The organism is Aminicella lysinilytica (genome assembly GCF_004362975.1).
GTDB classification, from domain to species: Bacteria; Bacillota; Clostridia; order Peptostreptococcales; family Anaerovoracaceae; genus Aminicella; species Aminicella lysinilytica.
Map to the genome: position 1 here is coordinate 1 of NZ_SNXO01000069.1, position 4848 is coordinate 4848.

Here is a 4848-nt window from a genome sequence, read left to right on the forward strand (position 1 = left end):
TCAATTTCAATTATACTTGAAAGTGGAGCATTTGGCTCTATATTTTTTTGATCTCTCCAATTCTCTCTTTTACACCATTATACGGACACAATCGATTTTATTACTCTATAGGCTTCATTGTCGGGAAGACGGCTATGCTTATAAACTAATCGTCTATATCTCTATAGCATTGAAATACAGAGGCTCCAGGTCATCTGGTGTTTTATACAACTCTAGATTACTCTCTATATATTTAGGGTAGCAGTAACACTTTCAGTAACACGAGTAACACTTTCTCCTGACCCTGTCTTAGCCTATGATTTCAGCCTATAAAAAGAGAACCGATGTGTGTGCACCGATTCCTTTTATGCCTGCTTATGCTCCTTTTGCTTCTTTCAAATAGTCATTGAGCCCTGCGAACTCGTCCTTCTTTAGGTCCTTCGTTGCATCCGCATAGATATTAAGTGTCGTTGATACATCTGTGTGCCCCAGTATCTCCTGGACTACCTTGATATTCACTCCGGCTTCGATCATACGCGTTGTGAATGTATGCCTGAGCGAATGACAGCTGAATTTCGGTATCAGCCTGGCGTGCTCTGAGTCTCTCAAAAGTTCCTCGTCGTTATGATCCCTTATTATCCTACTTATGGCTTTGTTCAGCATCCCGTTGTTCGTGACCTCTCCAAAGCGATTGAGAAAGATGAAGTCTGTATATCCGCAGATAGACGATTTGCATGTCAGCCCCGCCTCCTCCTGGTTCTTCTTCTCAAGCAGTAATGCATCCTTTACCATATCCAGCATAGGTATCACCCTGGTGCCGGCTTCTGTTTTAGTCGAGTTGATCTCATAAGCGCAATGCCTGTTTCCATGGTCATAATAGACGAGAGTATGATTCACATCGATCCATTTATCCTCCATATCCACATCGCACCAGCGAAGCCCGGTGACTTCTCCTACTCGCATTCCTGTGCCTATCATAAAACTGAATATCGGATACCACCTGTAATATGTCGGATGATCCTTAATATAGTCCAGGAACATTCTCTGCTCTGTAAGCGTAAGGGCCTTTCTCTTCTTTGTGTCTTTGCCCCTTGCTCTCTTAAGTTCTGCAAGAGCGTTATCTAATGGATTGACCCTTATGTATCTGTCATCTACAGCAACATCAAGTACCTGATGCAATATGTTCTGGATCACATCCAGCGTATGCACACGCAGACGTTCGTCATCGACCAGTCTGTTATAAAATACTTTCACATCGGTTTTCCTTAACTCTTTTACATTGATACGTCCAAACTCAGGTCTCACATATGTGTTATACATATACTTGTAATTCTGAAACGTGTTATCCTTCAGGCCACGCTTGACCTGACACCAGAGATCGAACATATCATTCACATTGCAGCTTTCCATAGTACGAATACCATCCAGCCTGTCCTGGTCGACGCTATTTTCCTTTTCTCTTAGTTCTTTAAGAGACGTCGCGTAGATCACTTTCTTTTGTCCTAGTTTTCCCCTGTACTTATACAGATAACGGCCATCGGGCCTTTGATACTCGCCCATCTTCAGGATAACGCCTTTGCTATCTCTCCTTTTTCCATCAGACTTCTTCACCTTGCGTTTCCGCAGTGTCACCTTTCCAGTCTCCTTTTGCATTTTCTCCTCCTGTCTTATATCGAATACATTCCATCAATGTACTCATCCAGCTTTCTCCTTTTAAGCAGCTTTCTGCTCCCTATGCATAATACAAACTCGCAATCTTCATCAGCCGCAATTTCTCTTAGTTTGTTTATTCCTATGCCTGTATATACAGCGGCTTCTTCATATGTCAGATTACTTTTCTTCCATATAGGTATTTCATATCTCATTTTTACTCCTCGCTTTCAATCACATAATGCAGGCTCTTATTAGCTCGCATCTTTATCTGTGACATAATGATAACCGAGGTGTTAATTATGGTCGACGATACGAATCTCAGAATCGCATCATTGACCTATATGTTCTACCTCTCTATATTGAATACATGTCTTCTATATATTCATCAAGTTTCTTCCTCTTAAGTAGTCTCTTGGAACCTATCCATAATACGAACTCGCAGTCCTCATCATTTGACATTTCGCGAAGTTTGCAAACGCCTACTCCTGTATATGCTGCTGCCTCATCAAGCGTCAGATTACTTTTCTTCCAAATCGGTATATCATATCTCATTTCTATTTCCTCCTTCTGCTTCTTCTCTGGCTATGTCCGTCCTCATCGCATTCGCTTGCGTGGCATGCCTTCTTTACCTTCTTCATTTCTGATTTAGTGAGCGCGCATCGATAATCTAAAAGCTGTGTTTTGGATATGGTCTTACGCTGCTCTGTCATTACCATGGATTCCCCCCTCAGACCTTTCCTCATGGGAATGATCACATGAGTTTTCATTCCCGAATTCTTGATCTTGGTCGTTACCATAGCCACGATGACTGTAGGCGAACTAACATTGAGCCAATCTCCCTGTGTTACAAGCACCGGCCGCTTTCCCTCCTGTACGCTCCCTATCTCATCCTCAGGAAGGTCCGCATCGTATATCTCGCCGCGCTTCACCAGCTCAGCCTCAAATCCTGTTTTGTTCATTTGTTCCTCGCTTCCCTGATACGGATACACATATCCCGCAGGGTGCGTGTGTGGATCTAACATGTAAACCGGCACAGGATCGCATACTTGACAAGCAGGTACGACAAAACCGCGCCGGTGTTTTTCTTTGTTAAGATCCATATTTGTCCACGACGCCCCTGATCTGCGGGAATCTTTCAGGCGACCGCTTTGCGGTGCAGTCTCACGGGCGTTTGCCCCTCCGAGGTTCTCTCCGAGCCGCCCTCATTGCGTGTTCCTGCATCCCTGCAGGGGCTGTGACTGGACGGGAGTATCATTGTCCTCTTTGGCTTTCGTCGCACGTGACGGGTGCTGCCCGCCTTTTGAAACGAAGACATTTTCGCTCGCCCGAAGGGTCATGGCGCATCGTTTCCGCATGCTCACGTTTTACCGATACCAAAGAGAAAGTACCTGTTGATTGTGTATCCGATTTTCAATGTTCTACGAGAGGCATTCTCTGCTCCGGCCGTTGCCGGATATATTTGTCCTCTCACCTATCGGATAAAAGCAAGGCAAACCACAACCTTGATCAGAATAGTTTCTTTAGCTTTTTAATTATCACCTGATGTCTCTTTGAAATTGCCTGTTGCGACACGCCTTCAACCTCCGCGAAAGCCTTCATCGAGTACCCTTTGTAATACACGTATTCTATAAGTTTCTGCTGCGCCGGCGTCAACTGGCTGATAGCCGCTTCCAACCTGCGCATCTCATCCTCCTCGGTCTCGACGCCGATGTTATAGAAGGGGTCATCCTTCTGCGTGGCATTCCAACTGCCGCGATCCATATCGCTGTCCAGACGCAGGCAGTGCCTCCTGTTCTTCCTGTCAGCGCTGTCCTCTTTTCTTCTCATATCAATTACCATATCCCCGATTTCCTCTCCTACTTCGATTTCGATAACTTCATTTACATAGTCATATTTGATTTTCATTTTTACCTCCCGGATTTCAAAAGATGTAACTTCCTTATCCAGAAGGTCATGGCCCACGGGCTTGTCTCTGCGGTCTGCTGTTCATGCGCATCCTGCGGTCTCCTTTCAGGGCACAAAAAAAGGCCTAGAGCAAAAGCTCTGGTCTTCGTGAGTGCCAACGTCTGAAAGACTGGCAGCATTTATGGCCGCAAAACAAAAGCCCCCCGCCATTAGGCGCGAGGCTAGTCGTTGCTTTTATTCTATTTCGTATATGCTGCTATCTCCCAGCATACACATTCTATACTACCTGAAGTTTTATATCAGTAGCAACGGGGTCGGTTGTTTGTCGCAATCGGGTATCAATGTAGTGTCAAATTGCCAGCTCATCCCTCAGATCTTTTATGGATGATCCCCATAAGGCAAGTCCGAAAATGATCACAGCTTCCTTCTTTCTCCTATAGTAGGTGCTTCTCTCCATATTGAATTCGTCCATCATCTCCCTCTCCGTATATTCGAATCTGTTGAGGTAATATGCGGATAGCATCGAGAAGTAAAGTTCGCCATTGATCGGACATTCCTTGACCTTCAACATGGCTGAGTCGACTATCTCGACCATCCACTTTGTCTCGAAAAGGCTGTGTACCTTTTCTTCAAAGCGATCTTTTCCTTCTTCCGGTGCAAAGGTCTCCAGGTAGATCAACGCTGTTTCCATATCACTGCTGCAATAATATTCCTTCTCATACAGTTCACATTCTTCCCTGACCTCAGATACAAAATCTACCGTAGTCCAGCATACATCCCTGTAGCTCTCCAGCATGAGTTTCGCTTTTTCATAAAGCTCATCCTCGTTAAAATTACCTGCCGCACACATTCTGTGTATGCGGCTCTTCGCATTTGAATTGTTCATCGTTTCTCCCCTCAGAAACGGCTCTGCTTTGGATCCAATAGGATCCGTTCTGTTCTGAAGAAAAGGGAAAAGAGCTCCCATAATACTATTTTACACACTTTGCTTCTTCCTTACTGAGCGCATTTCGTTTAATAGGTATATTATAAACCATGCCAAAACAAAAAGCAAACGTATGTTCGCATAATGGGCGATTTTTTGCCCTTCTTGGGCACTTTTCTTATAATGAATGTGCCCGAATTTGTTCTCAAATCATGACCACCGGCTCAGCCGGTGGTTTGTTTTGGCCCTAGAAGGGCCTGTTACCTGCCACATCTTAAGATGTATTGAAAAGTCCACCAACCGCACCACTTTCTCTACAAACCCTAAAGGGTTATCTGTTTTTCTTACCGGTGAACGGGTCTATGTACTCTTTCATTGTTAATTGA

The 4848-nt window shown here is 44.6% G+C and carries 6 protein-coding genes; all 6 read right to left on the minus strand.

All coding sequences use genetic code 11. The annotated features are described in order from the left end of the window. Nucleotides 1-354: 354 nt before the first annotated feature. Nucleotides 355-1632, minus strand: a complete 1278-nt coding sequence (locus tag EV211_RS10415) for a tyrosine-type recombinase/integrase (protein WP_133529371.1) — start codon at nt 1630-1632, stop codon at nt 355-357. A gap of 14 nt (nt 1633-1646) precedes the next feature. Further along, nucleotides 1647-1844: an excisionase gene (locus EV211_RS10420; RefSeq protein WP_133529372.1), complete on the minus strand. Its 198-nt coding sequence runs from the start codon at nt 1842-1844 to the stop codon at nt 1647-1649. A gap of 142 nt (nt 1845-1986) precedes the next feature. After that, on the minus strand, nt 1987-2184 hold the full coding sequence (locus EV211_RS10425; RefSeq protein ID WP_133529373.1) for an excisionase: 198 nt from the start codon (nt 2182-2184) through the stop codon (nt 1987-1989). Nucleotides 2185-2186: 2 nt separating this feature from the next. Further along, nucleotides 2187-2591, minus strand: a complete 405-nt coding sequence (locus tag EV211_RS10430) for a type II toxin-antitoxin system PemK/MazF family toxin (RefSeq protein ID WP_166635451.1) — start codon at nt 2589-2591, stop codon at nt 2187-2189. A 547-nt stretch (nt 2592-3138) separates the two neighbouring features. Beyond that, nucleotides 3139-3537 carry a sigma-70 family RNA polymerase sigma factor gene (locus EV211_RS10435; protein ID WP_133529375.1) on the minus strand — a complete coding sequence of 133 codons (399 nt, stop codon included), beginning with the start codon at nt 3535-3537 and terminating at the stop codon, nt 3139-3141. A 349-nt stretch (nt 3538-3886) separates the two neighbouring features. Further along, entirely contained in the window at nt 3887-4423 is a 537-nt protein-coding gene (locus tag EV211_RS10440; RefSeq protein ID WP_133529376.1) for a hypothetical protein, read from the minus strand. Nucleotides 4424-4848 lie beyond the last annotated feature (425 nt).

What these genes read in the sequence shown, in the direction of transcription:
- EV211_RS10415 (WP_133529371.1), bottom strand. Translation starts at nt 1,632, where the DNA reads ATGCAAAAGGAGACTGGAAAGGTGACACTGCGGAAACGCAAGGTGAAG.
- EV211_RS10420 (WP_133529372.1), bottom strand. Translation starts at nt 1,844, where the DNA reads ATGAGATATGAAATACCTATATGGAAGAAAAGTAATCTGACATATGAA.
- EV211_RS10425 (WP_133529373.1), bottom strand. Translation starts at nt 2,184, where the DNA reads ATGAGATATGATATACCGATTTGGAAGAAAAGTAATCTGACGCTTGAT.
- EV211_RS10430 (WP_166635451.1), bottom strand. Translation starts at nt 2,591, where the DNA reads ATGAACAAAACAGGATTTGAGGCTGAGCTGGTGAAGCGCGGCGAGATA.
- EV211_RS10435 (WP_133529375.1), bottom strand. Translation starts at nt 3,537, where the DNA reads ATGAAAATCAAATATGACTATGTAAATGAAGTTATCGAAATCGAAGTA.
- EV211_RS10440 (WP_133529376.1), bottom strand. Translation starts at nt 4,423, where the DNA reads ATGAACAATTCAAATGCGAAGAGCCGCATACACAGAATGTGTGCGGCA.